The following is a 21,531-nucleotide window of genomic DNA, read 5'->3' on the forward strand; positions in this document are numbered from 1 at the left end:
CCGCGGCTTCGACGCCATTCCCGCCTCGGCAGGCGTAGGCTTGCCGTCTCCCCGGTCAAGGAAGCTTTCATGGCACATGCGTCGCTCGCTCTGGTGGTGATGGCGTCGAGTCTGCTGGCCGCGCCGGCGCTGGCGCTGGAACCGGTCAGTCACGGCCGTTTCGAGCAGGTGCCGCTGCTGTTGCCCGACGGGCCGGTGCAGCGGGTGGTGTTGTGGTTCGCCGGCGAGGGCGACGCGGCGCGGCGGCAGGCGCGCCTGCAGGCGCTGCGCGGCGATGGCGCGATGGTGGTGGACATCGATACCCGCCACCTGGCGGGGGTGCTGGCGAAGGAGGGCGGCAGCTGCGGTTTCTCCGCTGGCGACGTGGAAAATTTCTCGCGCTACGTGCAGGCCTGGCTGCATGTGCCGACCTACCGCCTGCCGATCCTGGGCGGGGATGGCGCGGGGGCGGCGCTGGCCTATGCGGTGTCGGCGCAAGCCGATGCCGATGTGTTCGCCGGCCTCCTTACCGAGGATTTCTGTCCGCGCCTGCACGATCCCCGCATGATCTGCGGCGACGGCACCCATGACGGCAAGCTGGTGCCGGTGGCATTGGGCTTCCCATGGCTGCAGGCTGCATCAGGCAGGGGCGAAGCCTGTCCGGCCCATGAGGTCGATGCCTTCCTGCAGGCGGTGCCGCTGGCGCGGCGCTTCCAGCGCAGCGCTTCCGGCAGCGCGCTGCCGGGCGAAGTCGCGGCGGCGCGCGTACTCGGCGCGCAGCGTGGGGTAAGCCTGCCGCCGGTGCCGCACGAACTCGATGGCCTGCCGCTGGTGGAAGTGCCTGCCGCCGGCAACGGCGACACCTTCGCCGTGTTCGTTTCCGGCGATGGCGGCTGGGCGGGGCTGGACAAGGACGTCGCCGGCGCGCTGGCGCAGGCCGGCGTTCCGGTGGTGGGCGTGGATTCGCTGCGCTACTTCTGGAGCGAGCGCACGCCGGCCGGTTTCGCCGCCGACCTGGACCGCATCGCCCGCCACTATGCGCGGCAGTGGCAGCGCCCGAAGCTGATGCTGGTCGGCTTCTCCCAGGGCGCCGATGTGTTGCCGGCGGCGATCAACCGGCTGTCCGCCGAGACCACGTCGATGCTGGCGATGACCGCCCTGTTGTCGGTGGGCACGCAGGCCGACTACGAATTCCACGTCAGCAACTGGCTGGGCGGCAGCAGCGACCGCGGGCTGCCGATCGCGCCGGAGATGCGCCGGCTGCCAGCGGCGCGCACTGTCTGCGTCTACGGCCAGGACGACGACGATGCGCTGTGCCCGCACCTGCCGGCCGGTTCGGCGCAGGTGGTGCGCATGCCCGGCGACCATCACTTCGAAGGCGACTACGCCGGGCTGGCGCAGGTGATCCTGCAGCGGCTGCGCGGGCTCAGTTCGACTGCCGGCGCGGGTCCAGCGAAATGAGCCGGGTCACGTCCAGCAGCGCGGCGGGCAGGTGCACGCCGCCCGGCGCAGCGAGGTAGCGCGGGCGCCATTCCGGGGCGAACTTGGACTTGAAGCGGCGCAGGCCGCCGAAGCCGTAGAAGCGCTCGCCATGGCGCGCGACGAGGTTGGCGAAGCGGTTCCAGCGCCCGGCCAGGCGGTGTTCGGCCAGGCCGGTCAGCGGCGCCATGCCCAGCGAGAAGCGCGTGTAGCCGTTGGCCGCGCCCCACAGGAACAGCTCGATGAACAGGAAATCCATCGTGCCCTTGGGCGCATCGGGACGATGCCGCATCAGGTCCACCGACAACTCCTGCGCGACCGGCGCCTGCCACAGGTTGGCGAAGGCCACGATCCGGCCTTCGGCCTCGACCAGCGCCACCGGGAAGCGGCACAGGTAGTCGGCGTCGAAGCTGCCGAGCGAGAAACCCTTCTCGTCGCCGGCCTTCTCCTCCAGCCAGGCATCGGAGATCGCGGCCAGTTCCGGCAGCAGCGGGGCCACGCCTTCGGCCGGCACCACGCGGAAGCCCAGGCCGACGCGCCGGCCCTTGTTCCAGGCCTGGCGCAGGTCCGCGCGGGCGCTGCCTTCCAGGCTGAAGCCAGCCAGCGACACCATCGCTTCCTCGCCGAGCTTGACCAGGGTCAGGCCCAGGTCGAGGTAGGTCTGCCAGTGCTGGTCGCCGGTCTGGTAGAACACCGGGCGCAGACCGAGCCGGTCGGCTTCCTCGCGGAACCGCCAGATCAGCGCCCGTACCGTATCCGGCGGGCCGACCGGGTCGCCCATCGACACCAGCGAGCCGCCATAGCGCTGCATCATCACGAAGCCGTTGCCGTCCTCGCTGCGCAGGATCGCCTTGTCGCCGGTCATCGCCAGGCAGGCCTGGGTGTCGTGCGCGCGCGCCAGCAGCGGCCGCAACTGTTCGAGCAGTGCGTCATCGGGAACCGGCAACGGCGTGCGCGTGCTGTGCAGCAGCCGCGCCAGCCCGAACACGATCACCACCATGCTGACCAGCAGCAGTGCGCGCAGCGCACGCGGCGCGTTGCCGGAGGTAGCGAACTGCCACCACAGTTCGTTCTGGTACTCGACATGGCTGTAGACGAAGAACAGCAGCCACACCGTGGCCACCAGCACCAGCGCCACGTTGCGCAGCCAGGGCCAGGACCAGGCCTCGTCGAGCAGCGCGCCCTGCCGGTAGAACTCGCGCCGCGCCGCCCACAGCGCCACCGCCACCAGCGGCAGGGTCAGCGCCACCAGGGCATGGCCGCCGCGCAGCCAGGCCGGGATGGGCAGCAGCACGCTCAGCGCCAGTGCGATCAGCCACGCCGCATGGCTGCGCCGCTGCAGGCCCTGGCCGATCAGCAACAGCAGCACACCGCCCAGGCTGCCCAGCAGGTGCGAGGTCTCCACGATCGGCAGCGGCGCGTGCAGCGGGCGATGCCGCGGCACCGGCAGGGTGCCGTCGATCACCAGCAGCGCACCGACCGCGAACACGGCCAGTGCGATGACCTGCGGCAGCCACGGGCGCAGCACGTTCCAGGCGGTGCTGGCGCCGCTGCGCAGCGGCCGGCGGACGCTGGCCAGCCCGGCCAGCAGGGCGGAGAGGAACAGCGGCACCAGGTAATAGGTGACGCGGTAGGCCACCGCCGCCGCAAGGATGGCGGCCGGCGCGAGCTGCGGCAGCAGCTTGAGCAGGCTCCACTCGAACACGCCCAGCCCGGCCGGCACGGTGGAGACCAGCCCGGCCACCACCGCCACCAGGTACAGCCCGACGAAGCCGATGTAGCCGACGCCATCCTGCGCCGGCAGCAGCACGTAGAACGCGGCCGACGCCAGCCCCAGTTCCACCACGCTCAGCGCGGTGACTTCCAGTACCGTGCGCCGGTCCGGTATCCATACGCGGTGTTCGCCCCAGCCGATGCTGCGGCCGCCGCGGCCCACCGCCAGCCACATCGCGCCGAAGCCCAGCAGCAGGGCGATGCCGAGCAGGCGCACCAGCGGCGCGGTCAGCGGCAGGGCCAGCGCCGCCGCGCCCGGCTCCAGCCACAGCGCCAGTCCCAGCAGCACCCAGGCGCCAAACACGAAGCCCAGCGTGCTCATCAGTACGACCTGGCCGATCTCGGCCAGCCCGAGCCCGGCGTTGCCGTAGCTGCGCACGCGGATCGCACCGCCGGTGAGCGCGGCGAAGCCCAGCGTCTGCCCGGCGGCGTGGGCGAGGAAGGCGGTGATGGCCACGCGGCTGGCCGGCAGGCGCCGGTTGGCGCGGCGCAATCCGATCGCATCGAAGCCGATCAGGCAGCCGTAGCTGGCCATGCCCAGCAGCAGCGCCAGCCCCAGCTGCGGCCACGACAGTGCATGCATGGCGCCGCGGATCTGGCGATAGCCGTGCTCGGTGAACTCGCCGGCCAGCGCATGCAGGGCCATGCCCATGATCGCCAGGGTGACGGCGACAGCGGCGAACCGGCGCCAGCCGGGCGTTGCAGGAGCGGTGGGTGCGGTGGGATCGGTCATGCAGGGTGGGCGGCAGGGCGCCCTGGAGGCGCGGGAATGGCAAAGACTATCGGCATGGCGTGACGATGCTGGCAAGCATGCGTGTGGCCTTCAGCCGGCGGACGGGCAGCGCGCGCGGATAAGCTGGCGTCCTGCTTCTCTGGAAGAATCCCGCCTTGGGTGTTTCCCGCCACCGGCCGTTCCCGGATCCCTCGCGCCTGGCCGCCCTGCTGGCACTGGTCGCGTTGCTGCTGTTCGCGGCAACGGCGATCTGGCTGCAGTTCGCACGCACCGACCTGGACTGGGTGCGCGCCACGCTCAGCCTGTACCTGCATGGCGCGCACGGGCTGTGGCTGCGCAGCGCCTACTGTGTGCTGGCGGCGGCCATCGCCATGCTTGCCATCGCACTGCATGCGCGTCTGCATGGACGGGCGCGGCGCGGCCTGCCGCTGGCGCTGTTCTGCGCCGCGGGCATCGGCCTGGCCACCGTGGCGGTGGGCGACAGCTGGCTGCCGGACCGTGCGCCCCTGCTCGCGCCGCTGGTGCATGCGCTGGCCGCGCAGACCGCCCTTCTCTGCGTCACCACGGCGATGCTGCTGCAGGCCTGGTGCTTCGGCCGTGACCCGCAGTGGCGCGGTTTCCACCGGTTTGCGTGGTGGTGGGCCTGGCTGGCGTTCGCCGGCCTGTGGCTGCATGTGCTCTGGCGCGACACGCCGCGCGGGCTGGGGCAGAAGGCGGTGATCGTGCTGGTGGTCGCATGGTTGGCGCGGGTGGCGCTGCGGCTGTGGCGGCAGCCGCGAGGTCACGGCTGAAACCATCGGTTGCGGGCACAATGGGCGGCACATCCACCCACGGGAAAACCCCATGATCGAGCGTTTCGATACCGGTCCGCGCATGTCGGAAATGACCATCCACCACGGCGTGGCCTATCTGGCCGGACAGGTGCCGGAAGACACCAGCGCCGACATCGTCGGCCAGACCGAGCAGGTGCTGCAGGCCATCGACGACCTGCTGCGGCTGGCGCCGACCGACAAGAGCCACATCCTGCGCGCGGAGATCTTCCTGGCCGACATGGCCGATTTCGCCGGCATGAACCAGGCCTGGGACAAGTGGGTGCCCGAAGGCGCCACGCCGGCGCGCGCCACCGTGCAGGCCAAACTCGCCAACCCGGCGTGGAAGATCGAGATCGTCGTCACCGCGGCGGTGCCGTAAGCGCCTGGAGAGGGGCGGAGTGGGGGATGACGCTTCCCCCTCTTCCGTTCAGAACCGCAGCCAGCCGGTCAGCGCATGCAGCAGCAGGCCGATCAGGCCGCCGACCAGGGTGCCGTTGAAGCGGATGTACTGCAGGTCGCGGCCCACGCTCAGTTCCAGCTGCTCGACCAGCTTGCGTTCGTCCCAGCCCTTCACCGTCTGTGCGATATGCGCGGTCACGCCGCTGCGCAGGCGCGTGGTGAGTTTTTCCGCGCCTGCCAGCATGTGCTGGTTGAGCGCGTCGCGCAGGGCCGGGTCGCGGCCGATGGCGGCGCCGAGCTTGCCGAGGTTGCGTTCCAGGTGACCGGCCAGCGCCGAATCCTCCCGCGATAGATCCTCGCGCAGCTGGCGCTGGATGCGCTGCCACAGTCCCTGCACATAGTCCTGCACGGCGGGATGGTCGATCACCTGCTGCTTGAGCGCGTCCACCCGCGCGGCCAGCGCCGGGTCCTCGCGCAGCCGCTGCATGTAACCGCCCAGCCAGCGCGCATAGTCCTGGCGCAGCGGATGGCCGGGCTGGGAGAGGATGGCCTGCAGTTCGTCCAGCCCGGCGCGGGCCAGGCGGTCGGCGAGCGAGTCGCCGATCTCGTCGATGGGCTTGACCCAGTCCACGGTGCTGGCCAGCTTCGGCCATTCCTTGCGGATGTAGCGCACGATCAGTGCCGAGGCGCGCTGGCGCACGGTCTCGCTGTCGAGCCAGCCGGCGACGCGGGTCAGGCCCTCGTCGAGCACGCGCTGGTGGCGGTCGTCGGCGGTGAGCAGGCCGAGCAGGTCGCCGGCGGTGGCCGCGGCGTTCCACTGCCGCAGCTGTTCGGCTACGAAGCCCTGGATGGTGCGGCGCACGGCGGCTTCGTCCAGCAGGTCCAGCGCCTGCAGCGCCCAGCCGCGCGCCATGCCAGCGAGCATCCGCGCCTGCTGTGGCTGCGCCAGCCAGTGGCCCAGGCGCGTGGCCGGGTCGAACACCTTCAGCCTGGCCAGCAGCGCTTCCGGTTCCAGGAAGTGGTCGCGCACGAATACCGCCAGGCTGTCGGCGATGCGCGCCTTGTTGCGCGGGATGATGGCGGTATGCGGGATCGGCAGGTTCAGCGGACGGCGGAACAGCGCCACCACCGCGAACCAGTCGGCCAGCGCGCCGACCGTGGCCGCCTCGCAGAACGCGCCCACCCACGCCCAGACGCCGCGCTCGCCGTTGAGGTGGCTGGCGACGAAGCCGGCCAGCATCGCCAGCAGCATCGCCAGCGCGTACAGCTTGAGCCGGCGCAGCTGCGCGCGGCGCGGATCGGCGGCGCCCACGTTCAGTCCTTGTCGCCCACGCCGCGGCGGAAACAGTGCGCGCCGGCCGGGTGTACCCATTGCCCGGCCGCCGGCAGGCGCCAGCGGGCGGTGCGCTCACCGCTGTCGGTGGCGAAGTCGGCGCACAGTTCGTAGTGCGCGGCGTCGAGCGGGCGGTAGCGGTAGTCCGCCCCGCCGGCCGGGTCGTGGCGGGGCAGGTTGACGCCCGGCTGCGCGGCCAGTGTGTCGAAGTCCGCTGGCAGCGCCTTGTGTTCTTCCCACCAGAGCCTGACGGCGGAATCCAGCGTCTGCAGGTTCTCGACGCGGGCGCCGTCCAGCCGCAGCAGCCGTTGCCGCATCGGCGAATCGATGACCCATATGCCGGCGGCGATGCCCAGCGCGGTGGCGATGCCGGCGGTCCACAGCACGCGGCGGCCGGTGGCGGTCTGGTCGGCGCCGGGCACTTCCTCGCGGCGGAGATCGCGCAGGTAGTGGCCGAATGCGGTGCCGGCGATGGCGGCCACCACGCCCACCTTGAGCACGAAGCGCAGGCTCAGTTCGCCGCCGAGCAGGTTGTAGACCAGCATGGTCAGGTCGCCGATCAGGATGGCGGCGGCGGCGAACAGGGTCAGGTAGGTGAGCCAGCGGCGGATCGGCGACAGGCGCTTGATCGGGTTGCGCGCCACATCGTGGGCGAGGTGGCGGGAGAGGAAGGCGAACACCGGGAAGGCGATGACCAGCGCCGAGATCGACCAGCGGATCGAACCGGTCAGCCGCATCACCTGCCATTGCGCATCGGCGGGGTCGGGCAGGGCATGTTCCAGCAGGGCGAACAGCAGGCTGCCGAGGTTCCAGGCGAAGAAATACAGGGCGCTGAACAGCAACAGGTAGAGGAAGGCCTCGCGCGCGGACAGCGAGGCACGCGGGCGCGGCACCGGCAAGGCGAAATCCACGTCGGCCCAGCCGTCGAGCACGCCGCGTATCTGTTCGGCGCTCCAACCTGCGGCCAGCAGGGCCTGGTTCACCTGTTCGCGGCTGTGGCCGCGCATCAGCGCGTCGCGGACGAACTGTTCCAGTTCCGGGGAGGCAGAGGCCATGGCGGGAGCTCCTGTGGGGACAGGCGCATGGTGACCGCCCCGCCGGCCGTCGTGCAATTCCGTGGCCATGCGATGGCATGGCCGTGGAGGCGTGGCGTCATTGCCGGCACGTTGACGACAGGGTCCGGGCGGACGGTCAGGCCACGGCGTCTTCCGTCGCAGCGGCGCTGGCCAGGCGTGCGCGCAGGGCATCCAGTTCCATGCGCAGTGCTTGGTTCTCCGCGGTCAGCGAGGCCACGCGCTGGCGCAGGGCCTCCACTTCGCCATCCTCCGCGATGGCCTGCGCGTGGGCGGCCTGCGCATCCGCGGCCCCGGGCTCGGCGGCCGCCTTGGGCCTGCGGCGCGATTCGCGCACGCGCTTGGCCGCCTCCTTCAGCTCGCTCTTGCCGCCCTGGGCGGCGGCGCGCTGTTCCTCTTCGGGCAGGCTGGCGACCACGGCAGCGGCGCTGAGCGAAATCTCGCCGGCCTTCACCGCTTCGATCACTTCCTGCGCGGCGTGCGCGCTGATCTTCTCGATCAGGCTCACCTGGCTGGCGCTGAGCTTGGCCTCGCGGGCGATCTCCGCCTTGGACAGTTTCGGCGCCGGTTCCCATGGCGGCGTATCGGCGTCGGCATCGGCCTCCGCCGTGGACAGCGCCGTTTCGCCCTCGCTCTCGCGGCGCAGTTGCTCCTGTTCGGCGCGGTGGCGCGCCTCGACGATCGCGCGCTTGCGCAGCGCCAGCACGCCGCGCTGGAAATCGGACACGCTGCGCCGGCCCAGGTGCTGCTCGATCATCCACAGGTGCACGTCCTCCATCGACTGGAAGCGGGTGTTCTGCACCGTCTGGAAGGGGATGCCGTGCCTGCTGCAGATGCCGTAGCGGTTGTGGCCGTCGACCAGCACGTTGCCCCACAGCACCAGCGCATCGCGGCAGCCCTCGGCCAGCAGGCTGCGCTCCAGCGCGTCGTGCTCGTCGGGGGTCAGCGGATCGATGTAGGCCTTGAGTTCTTCGTTGACGATGATGTCCATGCGCATGCCGGTGGAACGTGGGGGGCGGCATTGTAAGTGAGGCGGGGGACGGCACGGCCGCCGTGCTTGCCGGCCCGGGGGAAGTCGATCATGCTCGCCTGCCGCGACTGGACGAGGCGGTCATGTTCCTCATTGCCGATATCGCAACCGCCCTGGTCGCGCTGATCCATGTCTACATCCTTGTGCTGGAGATGTTCCTGTGGACAAGGCCGGCCGGACGCAAGGCCTTTGGCCTGACACGGGAGTTCGCCGAGCAGACGAAGGTGCTGGCGGCGAACCAGGGGCTCTACAACGGCTTCCTGGCCGCCGGCCTGGTCTACGGCCTGGTCCTTGGCCCGGCCGGGTACGCCGTGCGGATGTTCTTCCTGGCCTGCGTCCTGGTGGCCGGCATCTACGGCGCCGCCACCGCCAGTCGCAGGATCCTGTTCGTGCAGGCGCTGCCGGCCGCCGTCGCGCTGGCGCTGGTCCTGTCGGCCCGCTAGCGCCGGTGCATGAAGTCCGAATCCCTGCGAAAGCCACATCGACGAACTGATGATTCCCCTGTTCCTGAAATCGCTGCTGGGCGCGCTGGCCGTGCTGCTGATCGCCCTGCTGGCGAGGTCGAAGAGTTTCTTCATCGCCGGCCTGGTGCCGCTGTTTCCCACCTTCGCGCTGATCGCCCATTACATCGTGGGAACGGAGCGCTCCGGCGCCGACCTGCAGAAGACGGCGCTGTTCGGGTTGTGGTCGCTCTTTCCCTACGCGGGGTACCTGGTCGCGGTCTATTTCGGCAGCGTGCGCTGGCCGTTGGCGGTGACGCTGGGCGTGGCGACGGCGGTGTGGGTGCTGATGGCGCTCGGGATGATCGTGCTGTGGGGGCGACTGCATCCTTCGGCGGGGGCCTGAACGGATGGCATGGAACGATGCACGGGTGATGCCATGAAGCGCCGGCGCGGGGTCACGCTTCTGGCTGCGCTTGCGCTGGCTGCCGCGTCCGTGAACGCGACGGCGCCCACCGCATGGACGATCGAAGGCGGTCACTGGCAGCAGGGCGCCGCCAGCGGCACCTACCGCGTCGTGCTCGAGAGCGTCGGTTTCGAACACGTCAGCTGCCGCGCCGGGATCGCATGGGTGAGGGCGCCGGCCAGCGGGCAGGCGGCGACGGTGCTGGTCGAGGTTCCGTTCGCCGAACTGTCGAGTGGCTTCTGGGCCTGTGGCGCGGATGCGGGAGGTGCGGACCTGGATGGCGCCACGCTGACGATACCGGCGACGCACACGTATTCCGGCGAGCGGCGGACGTTCACCGCGCGACTGGGCGGGCCGGGCGAATACGCATGCGTGGACTGCGGAGCCCCGTGACATCGCGGCGGGATGAACCGCGATTTGGTCCGGTCTGAAACCATCGCTGCCGGGTCGTCCCGCGCGGAAGGCAGCGGACGCGCCTTCCCGATTAGAATCCGGGTTCCCCCTCCCCAATGCCTTCCGGATACCGCGATGACTTCCTCCCACGTTCCTCTCCGCGGCAGCATCGTCGCGCTCGTCACGCCCATGCACGAAGACGGCAGCGTGGACTACCCGGCGCTGCGCCGGCTGGTCGACTGGCATGTGGCCGAGGGCACGGACTGCATCGGCGTGGTCGGCACCACCGGCGAATCGCCGACGGTGGACGTGGAAGAACACTGCGAGATCATCCGCGTGGCCGTGGAGCAGTCGGCCGGCCGGGTGCCGGTGATGGCCGGCTGCGGCGGCAACTCCACCGCCGAGGCCATCGCGCTGGCGCAGTATGCGCGCAAGGTCGGCGCCGACAGCCAGCTGCAGGTGGTGCCGTACTACAACAAGCCGGGCCAGGAAGGGCAGTACCGCCACTTCAAGGCGATAGCCGAGGCCACCGGCGACCTGCCGATCGTGCTCTACAACGTGCCGGGCCGCAGCGTGGCAGACCTGCAGCACGACACCGTGCTGCGGCTGGCGCAGGTGCCGGGCGTCATCGGCATCAAGGAAGCCACCGGCAACCTTGAGCGCGCGCAGTGGCTGATCCGCGAGGTGCCGGAAGGGTTCGCGGTGTATTCGGGCGACGACGCCACGGCGGTGGCGCTGATGCTGTGCGGCGGCCATGGCAACGTGAGCGTGACCGCCAATGTGGCGCCGCGCCTGATGCACGAGCTGTGCGTGGCCGCGCTGGCCGGCCAGGTGCGCGCGGCGATGGCGATCCAGCAGCGCCTGCTGCCGGTGCACAAGCAGCTGTTCGTCGAGGCCAACCCGATCCCGGTGAAGTGGGCGATGCAGCGCCTGGGCCTGTGCGGTGGCACCCTGCGCCTGCCGATGACCGAACTGGAACCCGGCAACCAGCCCAGGGTGGAAGCGGCGCTGCGCGACGCCGGGCTGCTGGCCTGACCGCAGGCGTAGCGGAATGAAGAAGCCAGGGCCGGTCGTATGCACCCGCCCTGGCCCCGCAGCCGCCGGCCAGCTTGTCATGCGGCCGGCGCACCCATGATGGGACTCAGTCCTTTTCCAGCGCGATCACTTCGCCCGTCGTCGGATCCAGACGCACCTTCACCTTCTCGCCCTCCGCGGTCCTGCCCTTGGCCTTCCACAGGCCGTCGTCGAGCTTCACGTCGTGCACGCCGCTGTAGCCGGCGGTGGACAGCTGGGCGCGGATGTCGGCTTCACTCAATTGCGAGACCGCCTTGGCCGGGTACACATTGCCGGTGCGCGGGTCCAGGCGCACATCCACGCGCTTGCCGTTGGCGCTGGTCGCATCGGCCTTCCACATGCCGTCTTCGAACTCCAGGTCCTTGACCCTGGTATAGCCCTGCGCTTCCAGCTGCGCGCGCACCTGCGGCGCGGTCAGCGCGTCCTGTGCCTGGGCGATGCCGGTACCGGCCAGTGCCAGGGCCGCGGCGAAGAGGGCGGTAGGTAGCGGTCGATTGTTCATGGGATTGCTCCTGTCGTATCGGCGCGTTCTGCACGCAGCCCGGAACGTAGCGGGGCCTTCCTGTACGCAGCCGTGAACCGGTGTGGATGCGCCGCGCGGCGCTCCGGAGCGGTTAACCGATGTGGACGGCAGGGGAAAAAGACGTTCGTCCGATGTTCGCGGTGTGTCGAGCCGGGGTGAATGCGGATCGATGCGCAGACGAGGAAGGGGCGCCTTCAGCGCCCCTTCCTGCATCGAGTCGATGCCGGCAGGTTCAGTCGCGCCGCCGCAGCTGCTGGCCGAAACGATCCAGCCACTGCGCGAAGCCCTGCAGCACCGAGCCACCCTTGTCGCGCAGGCTGGACAGCTCGGCTTCCAGGCGCTCGCGCCGCGTGGATTCGCCCTCCGACTTCGGCAGCGGCGGCAGTATGTGCGCGAAGTAGGTGTCGTCCAGCAGCTTGTGCAGCAGCCGCTCGCCGGGGAAGGGCTCGCCGTTGTTGAGCGCGCGGGCGCCCTTGAGCAGGCTGCGGATGTCGTACTGGGTGGGGCTGATGTCCGGCACCTGCTTGGGCAGGTCGAGCAGGCTGTAGACGGCGATGCGCGCCGTGCGCACCGAGCTTTCCATGGTGAACACCACGTCGTTGGCGGTTTCGACGAACTGGCCGACCAGGGCGAGGTTGGTGCAGCCCTCGGGCACTACCGGCGGGCGGTCGCCGGCGGCGCGCGGCATGAACTGCGCGGTGATGTACGGCATCAGCGCCAGCCGAACCTTGGTGTGCGGGAGGATCGCATCGAGCTGGTCGGCGATGCCCAGGTGGTGGCACAGCTCGGCGACGATCTCGCGGCCGGTGCATTCGGGCATGGTCTTGTTCACCAGGTTGCCGGGCTGGTCCATCAGCAGTGCGTAGACCCACATCACTACCGTGTCCTGCGGCTGGCCGGGGAAATGCGGCTGGCGGTTGATGGTGACGCTGAGCACCCAGTTGGAATCGGTGAAGGTGATGATGCCGCCGGTCACCGTGCGCCCGGAAACCGGGTCGTTGACCGACAGTCCGCGCAGCCGGTCCACCAGCGGCGACGGCCGGCAGGTCAGCGTCGCCGATTCCCACATCGAGCGGTCGATGTCGCCGCAGAATTTGTCCGGCCGGCCGAATGCCGGCGATTGCCGGGCGAGGTTACGCCACAGGCTCCAGCCGCTGTCCCCGGCCGGGCCATCCGCGCGCCGGACCAGGACCGGCGCGGTGTCCATGTCGCCGTAGGCGGTGTCCTCGGTCATCGAGCCGGTGAGGGCGATGACCATGTCGCGCGGTTCGATGGTGATGCGGCCATCGCCCCCGGCCGTGCGGGTGTGCAGGGCGGTGACGGTACGCTGCCCGTCGCGCACGTCGAAATCCATGTCCAGCACCTTGGTGCCCAGGCGCAGCTGCACGCCCTTGGCGCGCAGCAGGCGGACCAGCGGAGTGACGAAGGTGTCGTACTGGTTGAACTTCGGGAACACCAGCGCCGACATGTCGCCGAAACCGTCGATGGCGTCGAGGAAGCGGTGCATGTACAGCTTCATCTCCAGCAGGCTGTGCCAGTTCTCGAAGGCGAACATCGAGCGGAACAGGAACCAGAAGTTGCTCTGCAGGAAGCCCTCGCTGAAATGGTCCTGGATGGTCAGGTCGTCCAGTTCGTCCTTGCGCTTGAGCAGCAGGCTGACCACTTCCCACTGCTGCCTGCGGCTCAGGCCGAAGCGGGAGAAGTCGGCCTGCACCTCGCCCTGCCGGTGCATCAGCCGCGCGCGCGACCAGTTGGGGTCGGCGTCGTTGAGCAGGCGGTACTCGTCGAGCACGCTGAAGCCCTCGGGCAGTTCCAGCGCCGGCACGTCCTGGAACATGTCCCAGAGGTTGTCGTAGTTCCAGTTCATCTCGCGGCCGCCACGCACCAGGTAACCCTCCTCGGGAGTGCCGGAGCCGTCGAGCGAGCCGCCTTCCACGGACTGGCCCTCGATGATCGTGATGTTGGCCGCGGGCATGTGGCCGTCGCGGATCAGGTAGAAGGCCGCGGCCAGCCCGGCGATGCCGCCGCCGACGATCCAGGCCCTGCGCGTGGCGATGCCCTCGGTGGGCAGCGGCCTGAAGCGCTGGTAGTTGCCGACCATGTCCGGCGGCGGCAGCGTGTTGAGCGGGGTGTTGTGCCAATAGCGGCGGCTGGCATCGGGCGCACGCTCGAAGCGCGGCGTGGAATCGCTCATGGGGGAGTCTCCTTGGGGGAAGGGGGGAAGGCGACGGCGCGCACCGCCATCGGGGGAAGGCTAGTGAGCCGCATGCCGGTACGACGTGAATCCCCGCCCCGGCAGGGGCGCCACGGGACGGGGTGGCGATCGGTGTCGTCTGCAACCGGCCAGCGTGCGGTGCAGGGCGCGTGGCAGACTGCGCGGGTATCCCCTCGCCATGGCACCCATGCCTTCCACCGCCGCTTCCGCCAACTCCCCGCGCCGCGTGCTTGCCGCCAGCCTGGTCGGCACCACCATCGAATTCTTCGATTTCTACATCTACGCCACCGCGGCGGTGCTGGTGTTCCCGAAGCTGTTCTTTCCCGAGAGCAGCGCGAACGCGGCCCTGTTGCAGTCGCTGGCGACCTTCGCCGTGGCCTTCGTCGCGCGGCCGGTCGGTTCGGCGCTGTTCGGCCACTACGGCGACCGCATCGGCCGCAAGGCCACGCTGGTGGCGGCGTTGTTGACGATGGGCCTGTCCACGGTGGCGATCGGCCTGTTGCCCACCTACGCCGACCTTGGGTTGATGGCGCCGGCGCTGCTGGCGCTGTGCCGCTTCGGCCAGGGATTGGGCCTGGGCGGCGAATGGGGCGGGGCGGTGCTGCTGGCGACGGAGAACGCGCCGCCCGGCAAGCGCGCCTGGTACGGCATGTTCCCGCAGTTGGGCGCGCCGCTGGGTTTCCTGATGTCGGCCGGCATCTTCCTGCTGCTGGGCCGGCTGATGGACGATGCGGCGTTCCAGGCCTGGGGCTGGCGCGTGCCCTTCCTCGCCAGCGCGCTGCTGGTGATCGTCGGCCTGTGGGTGCGCCTGAACATCCACGAGACCCCGGACTTCCGCCGTGCGGTGGAGGGCGGGCAGCGGGTGCGCCTGCCGATGCGCGAGGTGATCGCCGGCCATGGCTTCGCGCTGGTGGCCGGCACCCTGGCCGCGTTCGCGACCTTCGTGCTGTTCTACCTGATGACGGTGTTTACCCTGGGCTATGGCACCTCGGCGCTGGGCTACACGCGCGAACAGTTCCTGCTGCTGCAGATGGCCGGCATCCTGTTCTTCGCCGCCGGCATCCCGCTGGCGGCGATGCACGGCGACCGCCATGGCACGATCCGGACGATGCTGCTGGCGACGCTGGCCATCTTCGTGTTCGGCCTGCTGTTCAAGCCACTGTTCCAGGCCGCGCACCCCTGGCAGGTGCTGGGCTTCCTGTCGCTGGGGCTGTTCCTGATGGGCCTGACCTACGGGCCCTGCGGCACCATGCTGGCCAGCCTCTATCCGGTGCAGGTGCGCTATACCGGCGCCTCGCTGTCGTTCAACCTGGCCGGCATCCTGGGCGCCGCGCCGGCGCCCTACGCGGCGACCTGGCTGGCGGGGAAATTCGGTGTCGCCGCGGTCGGCGGCTACCTGTGCGCCACCGCGCTGGTCACCGCGCTGGCGCTGTGGGCGATCCAGGGCCGCAACGCGGCGCGGGGCTGACGGCGCATCCCGCGCGGGCCGGGAGGTGGCCACCGTCCATGGCGGCCGTCGGCCCTCGATGGCCGGGTGCCGGGCGTCGTCCCCGGCGGTTCCCTGTTTCATGGCGTTCCTCCCTGTGCCGCGCGGCGCAGGCCGGATCGCGGCGTGGTCAGTGGAACAGGCGCTTGAGCGTGCGCCCGAGCCAGCCGCCGTCCTGGTGGTCGCGGGCGAACTTGTTGAGGTGGCGCTTGACCTGTTCTGCGTAAGCCTTGTCATCGCCGCGGATGTGGTTGAACAGCCAGCGCGAGAGCATGTTGCGCAGCTCGTCGGTGATGTCCTCGCCAGCCTCGAAGCGCATCCGGTATTCGGAGACGCGCTTGATGAACACCTCGTGCACGCGCTTGTGCGCGGCGCAGAACGGATAGCCGGCTTCCTCCATCAGCTCTTCTTCGAATGCGAAGTGCGACAGGGTGTAGTCGATCAGTTCGTCGATCACCTCGCCGACGGCGATCCGCTCCAGGCTTTTCTGGGTCACGTGCAGGTGATTGAGCATCTCCACGATGCGCATGTGCTGGTGGTCGATGACCTCCACGCCCGTGTTGAGATCGTCCTGCCAGACCAGAAGTGCCAACGCCGTTTCTCCAGATGAGTGCTGTCGGGGCGCACTCTAGGGACGGCGGCGGCGTGCCGCGTTGATCTGGATCAAAGCCAGCCTGCGGTTCAGGCGAGGGTAACGCTGTGCACGCGGTTGCGGCCGCCGGCCTTGGCCAGGTAAAGCTGGCGGTCGGCCTCGGCGATCAGCGCGTGCAGGGTGCTGCTGCGGGCCGGCATGCGGCATACGCCGATGCTCACGGTCATGCGCAGCGTGTTGCCGCCCAGGCTCAGCTTGAGCGCGGCGACCGCCGCGCGCAACTGCTCGAAGTGCCGCGTGCAGGCGTCCTCGTCCGGTGCGGTGACCAGCAGGCAGAATTCCTCGCCGCCGAAGCGGGCGCTCAGATCCTGCGCCGGGGTATGGGCATGCAGCACTGCGGCCACCGCGCGCAGCGCCTGGTCGCCGGCCTCATGGCCGAGGCTGTCGTTGATGTGCTTGAAATGGTCGATGTCGACCATCGCCACCGCGACGCTGCCGGCATCGGCGGTATGCCGTTCGAGCCGGCGCTGGCTCTGCTCCAGGAAACTGCGGCGGTTGGGCAGGCCGGTGAGGAAGTCGCGGGTCGCCAGGTCCTGCAGGGTGCCGATCAGTTCCAGCTGGTCCACGTTCTGCGAGACCCGGCAGAAGAACTCCTCGCGCGAGAAGGGCTTGCGCAGGAAGTCGTTGGCGCCGTTCTTGAGGAAGCGCGGGATCAGCGACGGATCGGAGTTGCCGGAGATGCCGATCACCGCGACCTTGTCGCGCGCGCGCAGGGCGCGCAGGCGGCGGGTCAGCTCGACGCCGTCCATGCCCGGCATTTCCTGGTCGACGATGGCCAGGCGGATCGCCGGGTCGGCTTCCAGCGCCTGCAGGGCGGCATGGCCGTCGGCGGCCTGCGCGACGCGGTAGCCGTACATGCCCAGCAGCGAGGCGGCGTAGCCACGCGCCGAGGGCGAGTCGTCCACCACCAGCGCGGAGATGCGGCGGTTGCGGTCCAGCCGCTGCACCAGCCAGACCAGGTAGTCCAGGCTGCCGGGCGTGTTCTTCAGCACGTAGTCGATGATGTCCTGCTGCAGCACGCGCTTGCGCAGGTCTTCGTCATAGACGCTGCTGACCACGATGGTCGGCAGCCCGCGTCCGACGAAGTACGCCACCACGCCGTCGCGGTCGCCATCGGCCAGCACCAGCCCGGTCAGCACCAGGAACCAGTCGTCCTCGGCGTCGAGCAGGGCGCCGGCCTCGGCCAGCGAGGAGGCCACGCTGACCGGCAGTTCCAGGCGCTGCTCGATGGCCTCGCGCAGCATCGTGGTGAAGGTGCGCGAGTTCTCGACCAGCAGGATGCGTTGCGGCAGGGGGGCGATCGGTCGGCTGTCGAAGCCGGCCGGTGGCGGCGCTGTCATGGGGGCGGAGGATCCGGTGGCGGGTCGTCGCATCCGGTTAGCGGCCGGTGCGCGGCGGACTTTAACCCGGCGGCAACGACAGAGCGATGACGAGGGTCAATGCATTGTCCGCGGCGATGTGCCGGGTATCGCTTCCGGTGGCTGGAACCGCTCTCACCACAGCAGGTCGCGCAGCTTGTACCAGGACATCGCCGCCACCAGCAGCGGACGGCGCAGTGCCGCGCCGCCGGGGAACCGGTGGTGCGCGATGCGCTCGAACACGTCCAGCCGCTGCGCCTGCCCGGCGATGGCTTCGGCGATGACGTCGCCGGCAAGACCGGTGCTGGCCACGCCGTGGCCGGAGAAGCCCTGCGCGAAGTAGACATTGGGTGTGAGCCGGCCCCAGTGCGGGGCGCGGTTGCGGGTGATGTCGATGTAGCCGCCCCACACATAGTCCAGTTCCACGTCGGCCAGCTGCGGGAACACCGCGCGCATGCGCCGGGTCATCACCCCGCGCAGGCCGGGTGGCGGCAGCGCCGAATAGCTGGCCTGGCCGCCGAACAGCAGGCGGTGGTCGCGGCTGAGGCGGAAATAGTCCAGCGCCCAGTTCACGTCGGCCACGGCCATGTCGTTGCGGATCAGGCCGTGCGCGCGCTCGGCGCCGAGCGGCACGGTCGCGCCGATATAGGTACCAACCGGCATCATCCGCGTTTCCAGTTCCGGCGCGATGCCCTGCAGCCAGGCATTGCCGGCCAGCACCACGAAGTCGGCTTCCACCCGGCCCTGTGTCGTGTGCAGTGTGGGGCGTGCGCCGCGTTCCAGGCGCTGTACCGGCGAATGCTCATGCACGATGACGCCGGCCGCTTCGGCCGCGCGCGCCAGCCCCTGGGCATAGGCCAGCGGGTGCAGGTGGCCGCTGGCCGGGTCGTACAGCGCGCCGCGGTAGCGGTCGCTGGCCAGTACCTGCCGCAGCTGCGCGCGGTCCCACCATTGCAGCCGATGGTCGTAGCGCCGCGTCAGGACCTCCAGGTCGGCGCGCAGCGCCCGCTCCTGGCGGCGGCGGATCGGCACGCTGGCGTGGCCATCGCGCCAGTCGCAGTCGATGCCGTGGCGCGCGATGCGCTCCTTGAGCCTGTGCAGGCCGTCGCGCGAGAACTCGAACAGCAGCCGCGCATCGCGGTCGCCGAGCAGGGATTCCAGCGTGTGCTGGTCGCAGCCATAGCCGGCCAGTGCCTGGCCGCCGTTGCGGCCGGAGGCCCCCCAGCCGACGCGCTCGGCCTCCAGCAGCGTCACCCGGTAGCCCTTTTCGGCCAGGGCCAGGGCGGCGATCAGCCCGGTATAGCCGGCGCCCAGCACCGCCACGTCCGCGCGTGCGTGGCCGCGCAACGGCGCGCGCGGCGCGACCGGTGGAAGGCTGGCCGCATACCAGCTGGGCGGATAGTCGGACCGGGTGGCGTCCACGGGCATCAGGCGCATCGAAACAGGCGGGCAGTGCAGTCTACGTGTCCGGGCGCATCGTCCGCATGGTGGCGGGGCGGCGGTGGCCGGTTGCCTAAACGACGGGCCGGCAGTAGCGTGCCTGCACACCTCGCCACCGGGGCAGGGCATCCGTGCCGGTGGCTGGCGCCTGTCATGCAACCGAAGCCGAACCGTCATGAGCTCCCGCCCCCGTTCCCGTCCCCGCAAGCCTGCCGCCGTGCAGGAAGACAGCACCCTGCTGCGCTGGCTCAAGCAGCGCAACATCACCGAGGTCGAGTGCCTGGTGCCGGACATCACCGGCAACGCGCGCGGCAAGATCATCCCGGCCGACAAGTTCTCGCACGACTATGGCACGCGGCTGCCCGAGGGCATCTTCGCCACCACCGTCACCGGCGATTCGCCCGATGACTACTACGAGCTGGTGGCGCCGGCCGATTCGGACATGGTGCTGCGCCCGGACCCGGATACGGTGCGCATGGTGCCGTGGGCGACCGACCCCACCGCGCAGGTCATCCACGACTGCTACACGCGCAGCGGACAGCCGCACGAACTGGCGCCGCGCAACGTGCTGCGGCGGGTACTGGCCGCCTACGACGAGCTGGGGCTCAAGCCCATCGTGGCGCCTGAGGTGGAGTTCTTCCTGGTACAGAAGAACACCGACCCGGATTTCCCGCTGCTGCCGCCGGCCGGCCGCTCCGGGCGCCCGGAAACCGCGCGCCAGTCGTATTCGATCGACGCGGTCAACGAGTTCGACCCCATCCTCGACCTGATGTACGACTACTGCGACGCGATGAAGCTGGACGTGGACACGCTGATCCACGAATCCGGCGCGGCGCAGCTGGAAGTGAACTTCACCCATGCCGACGCCATGGCGCTGGCCGACCAGGTATTCCTGTTCAAGCGCACCATGCGCGAGGCGGCGCTGCGCCACGGCGTGTACGCGACCTTCCTGGCCAAGCCGATGGAGACCGAGCCGGGCAGCGCCATGCACATCCACCAGAGCCTGCTGCGCACCCGCGACGGCGCCAACGTGTTCGCCGGCGAAGGCGAGGGCGAGTACAGCGCGCTGTTCATGCAGTACCTGGGAGGACTGCAGAAGTACGTGCCGATGGCGATGGCGTTCTTCGCGCCGAACGTGAACTCCTACCGCCGGCTGGTGTTCGGCGAGGTGTCGCCGAGCAACGTCGAATGGGGCTTCGACAACCGCACCTGCGGCCTGCGGGTGCCGATCGACAGCCTGGAGAACAGCCGCGTGGAAAGCCGCTTCGCCGGTTCCGATGCCAATCCCTACCTGGCCATGGCCGCGACCCTGGCCTGCGGTCTGCTCGGCATCCGCGAGAAGCTCACCCCGGCCGCGCCGGTCTCCGGCAACGCCAAGGCGCCGGGCTATGCGCTGCCGCGCTCGCTGGGCGAGGCGCTGGACGGGCTGGAGCGCTGCGAGCCACTGCAGGAACTGCTCGGCCGCCGCTTCTGCCGGGCCTATGTCTCGGTCAAGCGCAAGGAGTACGAGACCTTCTTCCGCGTCATCAGTTCCTGGGAGCGGGAGTTCCTGCTGCTCAACGTCTGAAAACCGCTTCGCAGGAGCGACGTCGCTCCTGCAGGGGCTTCATGGGACAATACCCCGCCCGCCGGTTCAGCCGGCACCTCCCGGATCACACTGGAGAACCCATGAATCTGCGCATCCTGACCGTTGGCGTCGCCATGTCCCTGCTCGCCGCCTGCGGTGGCAAGAAGGAAGAGGGCGCCAAGACCGCCGACGGCGGCGAGGCCAAGGTCCTCAACGTCTACAACTACTCGGACTACATCGCCGAGGACACCATCCCGAACTTCGAGAAGGCGACCGGCGTCAAGGTCACCTACGATGTGTTCGACAGCGACGAGATGGTCGAGACCAAACTGCTGACCGGCGACAGCGGCTACGACATCGTGGTGCCGACGTTGAACTTCTTCGGCCGCCAGATCCAGGCCGGCGTGTTCCTGCCGCTGGACAAGAGCAGGATCCCGAACCTGGCCAACCTCGATCCGGCCGTGATGGCGCGCATCGCCGGCCAGGACCCGGAGAACCGGTATGGCGTGCCGTACATGATCGGCACCACCGGCATCGGCTACAACGTGGCCAAGCTCAAGGAGCGTTTCGGCGGCAGCGCCGACATCGCCAACAGCTGGGACCTGGTGTTCAAGCCGGAGAACATCGCCAAAATGAAGGACTGCGGTGTCACCATCCTCGACACCCCGTCGGACATGATCCCGATCGCGCTGCACTACCTGGGCCAGGACCCGCACAGCACCGATCCGGCCACCCTCCAGAAGGCCGCCGACCTGCTCAAGACCATCCGCCCGTACGTGCAGAACTTCCACTCCAGCCAGTATGTCGGCTCGCTGGCCAATGGCAGCACCTGCCTGGTGGTGGGCTGGTCGGGCGACATCATCCAGGCGCGCGACCGCGCCGAGGAGGCCGGCAACGGCGTGGAAGTGGCCTATTCGATCCCGAAGGAAGGCGCGCCGCAGTGGTTCGACATGCTGGCCATCCCGAAGGACGCCAAGCACCCGGAGAACGCCTATGCGTTCATCAACTACCTGCTCGAACCGCAGGTGGCCGCCAACAACACCAACGTCACCCACTACGCCAATCCGGTGAAGTCGGCCACGCCGCTGGTGGACGCGGCGATCCGCGATGACAGGACCATCTACCCGCCGGAAGAGGTGGCGGCGAAGATGTTCACCTACGCGATCAACCCGCCGGAAGTGGACAAGCTCTACACCCGGCTCTGGACCGAGATCAAGACCGGGCGCTGAACTACGCATTCGCGTAGTTCCCCAAGGTTTGCAAGGCAAACCTTGGGCCCCGGCTCATCTTCATCCACATCCCCCGC

General features: G+C 69.7%; 19 protein-coding genes. 10 read left to right on the forward strand and 9 right to left on the reverse strand.

Going from position 1 to position 21,531, the window contains the following annotated elements; all coding sequences use genetic code 11:
- Positions 1-69: 69 nt before the first annotated feature.
- Positions 70-1,440: a virulence factor family protein gene (locus AC1DGW_RS01870; RefSeq protein ID WP_478018982.1), complete on the forward strand. Its 1,371-nt coding sequence runs from the start codon at positions 70-72 to the stop codon at positions 1,438-1,440.
- Here the strand turns inward: AC1DGW_RS01870 and mprF are convergent.
- Positions 1,406-3,964 carry a bifunctional lysylphosphatidylglycerol flippase/synthetase MprF gene (gene mprF / locus AC1DGW_RS01875; protein WP_478018983.1) on the reverse strand — a complete coding sequence of 853 codons (2,559 nt, stop codon included), beginning with the start codon at positions 3,962-3,964 and terminating at the stop codon, positions 1,406-1,408. The two genes, AC1DGW_RS01870 and mprF, sit on opposite strands and share 35 nt — an antisense overlap.
- A gap of 155 nt (positions 3,965-4,119) precedes the next feature.
- Between mprF and AC1DGW_RS01880 the strand changes: the two genes are divergently transcribed.
- Together AC1DGW_RS01880 and AC1DGW_RS01885 are read left to right on the forward strand one after the other, a co-directional pair.
- Positions 4,120-4,755 (forward strand): DUF998 domain-containing protein, encoded by a 636-nt coding sequence (locus AC1DGW_RS01880; RefSeq protein ID WP_478018984.1) that lies wholly within the window; start codon positions 4,120-4,122, stop codon positions 4,753-4,755.
- A gap of 52 nt (positions 4,756-4,807) precedes the next feature.
- A complete protein-coding gene (locus AC1DGW_RS01885) occupies positions 4,808-5,155 on the forward strand; it encodes a RidA family protein (protein ID WP_456118779.1) in 348 nt (115 codons plus the stop codon).
- A 48-nt stretch (positions 5,156-5,203) separates the two neighbouring features.
- On the opposite strand, the gene AC1DGW_RS01890 is transcribed toward AC1DGW_RS01885, so the two are convergent.
- The 3 genes from AC1DGW_RS01890 to AC1DGW_RS01900 all read right to left on the reverse strand — a co-directional run bounded on the left by AC1DGW_RS01890 (position 5,204) and on the right by AC1DGW_RS01900 (position 8,572).
- Entirely contained in the window at positions 5,204-6,427 is a 1,224-nt protein-coding gene (locus AC1DGW_RS01890; protein ID WP_478019610.1) for a DUF445 domain-containing protein, read from the reverse strand.
- A gap of 62 nt (positions 6,428-6,489) precedes the next feature.
- The gene (locus AC1DGW_RS01895) at positions 6,490-7,563 is read right to left on the reverse strand and encodes a DUF5671 domain-containing protein (RefSeq protein ID WP_478018985.1); all 1,074 of its coding nucleotides are present in this window, start codon (positions 7,561-7,563) and stop codon (positions 6,490-6,492) included.
- 136 nt (positions 7,564-7,699) lie between these two features.
- Positions 7,700-8,572 carry a plasmid replication/partition related protein gene (locus AC1DGW_RS01900; protein ID WP_478019612.1) on the reverse strand — a complete coding sequence of 291 codons (873 nt, stop codon included), beginning with the start codon at positions 8,570-8,572 and terminating at the stop codon, positions 7,700-7,702.
- Positions 8,573-8,694: 122 nt separating this feature from the next.
- Between AC1DGW_RS01900 and AC1DGW_RS01905 the strand changes: the two genes are divergently transcribed.
- From AC1DGW_RS01905 to dapA, 4 genes are all read left to right on the forward strand, one after another.
- On the forward strand, positions 8,695-9,054 hold the full coding sequence (locus AC1DGW_RS01905; RefSeq protein WP_478019614.1) for a DUF1304 domain-containing protein: 360 nt from the start codon (positions 8,695-8,697) through the stop codon (positions 9,052-9,054).
- A gap of 49 nt (positions 9,055-9,103) precedes the next feature.
- A complete protein-coding gene (locus AC1DGW_RS01910) occupies positions 9,104-9,457 on the forward strand; it encodes a GlpM family protein (RefSeq protein ID WP_478018986.1) in 354 nt (117 codons plus the stop codon).
- 33 nt (positions 9,458-9,490) lie between these two features.
- Positions 9,491-9,910, forward strand: a complete 420-nt coding sequence (locus tag AC1DGW_RS01915; RefSeq protein WP_478018987.1) for a hypothetical protein — start codon at positions 9,491-9,493, stop codon at positions 9,908-9,910.
- Between the two features lie 135 nt (positions 9,911-10,045).
- A complete protein-coding gene (gene dapA, locus AC1DGW_RS01920; protein WP_478018988.1) occupies positions 10,046-10,945 on the forward strand; it encodes a 4-hydroxy-tetrahydrodipicolinate synthase in 900 nt (299 codons plus the stop codon).
- 106 nt (positions 10,946-11,051) lie between these two features.
- On the opposite strand, the gene AC1DGW_RS01925 is transcribed toward dapA, so the two are convergent.
- Both AC1DGW_RS01925 and AC1DGW_RS01930 read right to left on the reverse strand, forming a co-directional pair.
- Complete coding sequence (locus tag AC1DGW_RS01925; RefSeq protein ID WP_478018989.1) at positions 11,052-11,486, reverse strand: PepSY domain-containing protein; 435 nt, start codon at positions 11,484-11,486, stop codon at positions 11,052-11,054.
- A 253-nt stretch (positions 11,487-11,739) separates the two neighbouring features.
- Positions 11,740-13,701 carry an oleate hydratase gene (locus AC1DGW_RS01930; RefSeq protein WP_478018990.1) on the reverse strand — a complete coding sequence of 654 codons (1,962 nt, stop codon included), beginning with the start codon at positions 13,699-13,701 and terminating at the stop codon, positions 11,740-11,742.
- Between the two features lie 208 nt (positions 13,702-13,909).
- On the opposite strand from AC1DGW_RS01930, the gene AC1DGW_RS01935 reads away from it, so the two are divergent.
- The gene (locus AC1DGW_RS01935; RefSeq protein ID WP_478019616.1) at positions 13,910-15,190 is read left to right on the forward strand and encodes an MFS transporter; all 1,281 of its coding nucleotides are present in this window, start codon (positions 13,910-13,912) and stop codon (positions 15,188-15,190) included.
- A gap of 148 nt (positions 15,191-15,338) precedes the next feature.
- Here AC1DGW_RS01935 and AC1DGW_RS01940 read toward each other — a convergent pair whose 3' ends face one another.
- From AC1DGW_RS01940 to AC1DGW_RS01950, 3 genes are all read right to left on the reverse strand, one after another.
- Positions 15,339-15,800 (reverse strand): bacteriohemerythrin, encoded by a 462-nt coding sequence (locus tag AC1DGW_RS01940; protein WP_478018991.1) that lies wholly within the window; start codon positions 15,798-15,800, stop codon positions 15,339-15,341.
- 89 nt (positions 15,801-15,889) lie between these two features.
- Entirely contained in the window at positions 15,890-17,200 is a 1,311-nt protein-coding gene (locus AC1DGW_RS01945; RefSeq protein ID WP_478018992.1) for a GGDEF domain-containing response regulator, read from the reverse strand.
- A gap of 153 nt (positions 17,201-17,353) precedes the next feature.
- Positions 17,354-18,655, reverse strand: coding sequence for an NAD(P)/FAD-dependent oxidoreductase (locus AC1DGW_RS01950; protein WP_478018993.1), 1,302 nt, complete (start codon positions 18,653-18,655; stop codon positions 17,354-17,356).
- A gap of 178 nt (positions 18,656-18,833) precedes the next feature.
- Here AC1DGW_RS01950 and AC1DGW_RS01955 point away from each other — a divergent pair, with 178 nt between their 5' ends.
- A complete protein-coding gene (locus AC1DGW_RS01955) occupies positions 18,834-20,225 on the forward strand; it encodes a glutamine synthetase family protein (RefSeq protein WP_478018994.1) in 1,392 nt (463 codons plus the stop codon).
- A 101-nt stretch (positions 20,226-20,326) separates the two neighbouring features.
- Positions 20,327-21,454: a polyamine ABC transporter substrate-binding protein gene (locus AC1DGW_RS01960; RefSeq protein ID WP_478018995.1), complete on the forward strand. Its 1,128-nt coding sequence runs from the start codon at positions 20,327-20,329 to the stop codon at positions 21,452-21,454.
- The last annotated feature ends 77 nt before the right edge of the window (positions 21,455-21,531 follow it).

This window comes from Stenotrophomonas sp. 05N423, from assembly GCF_056397145.1.

Coding starts and splice junctions, on each gene's coding strand:
- AC1DGW_RS01870 (WP_478018982.1), top strand. CDS start 70: ATGGCACATGCGTCGCTCGCTCTGGTGGTGATGGCGTCGAGTCTGCTG.
- mprF (WP_478018983.1), bottom strand. CDS start 3,964: ATGACCGATCCCACCGCACCCACCGCTCCTGCAACGCCCGGCTGGCGC.
- AC1DGW_RS01885 (WP_456118779.1), top strand. CDS start 4,808: ATGATCGAGCGTTTCGATACCGGTCCGCGCATGTCGGAAATGACCATC.
- AC1DGW_RS01890 (WP_478019610.1), bottom strand. CDS start 6,427: ATGCTGCTGGCGATGCTGGCCGGCTTCGTCGCCAGCCACCTCAACGGC.
- AC1DGW_RS01895 (WP_478018985.1), bottom strand. CDS start 7,563: ATGGCCTCTGCCTCCCCGGAACTGGAACAGTTCGTCCGCGACGCGCTG.
- AC1DGW_RS01900 (WP_478019612.1), bottom strand. CDS start 8,572: ATGGACATCATCGTCAACGAAGAACTCAAGGCCTACATCGATCCGCTG.
- AC1DGW_RS01905 (WP_478019614.1), top strand. CDS start 8,695: ATGTTCCTCATTGCCGATATCGCAACCGCCCTGGTCGCGCTGATCCAT.
- AC1DGW_RS01910 (WP_478018986.1), top strand. CDS start 9,104: ATGATTCCCCTGTTCCTGAAATCGCTGCTGGGCGCGCTGGCCGTGCTG.
- AC1DGW_RS01915 (WP_478018987.1), top strand. CDS start 9,491: ATGAAGCGCCGGCGCGGGGTCACGCTTCTGGCTGCGCTTGCGCTGGCT.
- dapA (WP_478018988.1), top strand. CDS start 10,046: ATGACTTCCTCCCACGTTCCTCTCCGCGGCAGCATCGTCGCGCTCGTC.
- AC1DGW_RS01925 (WP_478018989.1), bottom strand. CDS start 11,486: ATGAACAATCGACCGCTACCTACCGCCCTCTTCGCCGCGGCCCTGGCA.
- AC1DGW_RS01930 (WP_478018990.1), bottom strand. CDS start 13,701: ATGAGCGATTCCACGCCGCGCTTCGAGCGTGCGCCCGATGCCAGCCGC.
- AC1DGW_RS01935 (WP_478019616.1), top strand. CDS start 13,910: ATGCCTTCCACCGCCGCTTCCGCCAACTCCCCGCGCCGCGTGCTTGCC.
- AC1DGW_RS01945 (WP_478018992.1), bottom strand. CDS start 17,200: ATGACAGCGCCGCCACCGGCCGGCTTCGACAGCCGACCGATCGCCCCC.
- AC1DGW_RS01950 (WP_478018993.1), bottom strand. CDS start 18,655: ATGCGCCTGATGCCCGTGGACGCCACCCGGTCCGACTATCCGCCCAGC.
- AC1DGW_RS01955 (WP_478018994.1), top strand. CDS start 18,834: ATGAGCTCCCGCCCCCGTTCCCGTCCCCGCAAGCCTGCCGCCGTGCAG.
- AC1DGW_RS01960 (WP_478018995.1), top strand. CDS start 20,327: ATGAATCTGCGCATCCTGACCGTTGGCGTCGCCATGTCCCTGCTCGCC.